General features: G+C 54.1%; 1 protein-coding gene. It reads right to left on the bottom strand.

Annotation, left to right across the window (positions count from 1 at the left end; all coding sequences use genetic code 11):
* On the bottom strand, positions 1–532 hold a 532-nt coding region (locus tag PMI22_RS28935), incomplete at both ends, for a PAAR domain-containing protein (RefSeq protein ID WP_007942252.1).

Here is a 532-nt window from a genome sequence, read left to right as displayed (position 1 = left end):
AACTACCTTGAAAAACGCCGCAGCCATGCGCGAAAGAAAAGGTAATTCTGTAAACTGCTTTGCCGCCACGTCGGGATCGTAGTCAATGAGCCTCTTCATCTCCAACACAGCCGGGTCGTGGATGTTGCGATTCATCTCACCTGCGATGTAGCTCGCCAGCTCTTCCATTTGATCGGGATGGTTGCAAACGGTGGGCTCAGGCTTTTCGGCTTCCTGGTTTTGAGTTGCAGCATTTGGGTCCACAAGAGCATTGGCAGCAGTAGCCTTCTCTATCAGTTTCGGATCGGCCAGCAAAGTAGCCATGCGTTCATCATCAACCGTGCCGTCCGGACGGACTGCGCCCAAAACAGCGAAGTTGATGATCGAAGCACCGGGAGCGCCCCCCATAACAAACCCACCACCCACATCGCCTGATCCAGTAATGATCGTTCCGCCATGACTGGTGGGGCTCCCCAAGTGAGCCATGGGACGGCCGTTCACTTGAATAGAAGGAAAACCAGTGGTGATAACACCCCCGGTGTCAGGATAGTTG

Origin of the sequence: Pseudomonas sp. GM21 (assembly GCF_000282215.1) — a bacterium.
Taxonomy (GTDB): domain Bacteria; phylum Pseudomonadota; class Gammaproteobacteria; order Pseudomonadales; family Pseudomonadaceae; genus Aquipseudomonas.
Note: the sequence above shows the minus strand (reverse complement) of the source record. Positions and strands in the feature narration are given on the sequence as shown.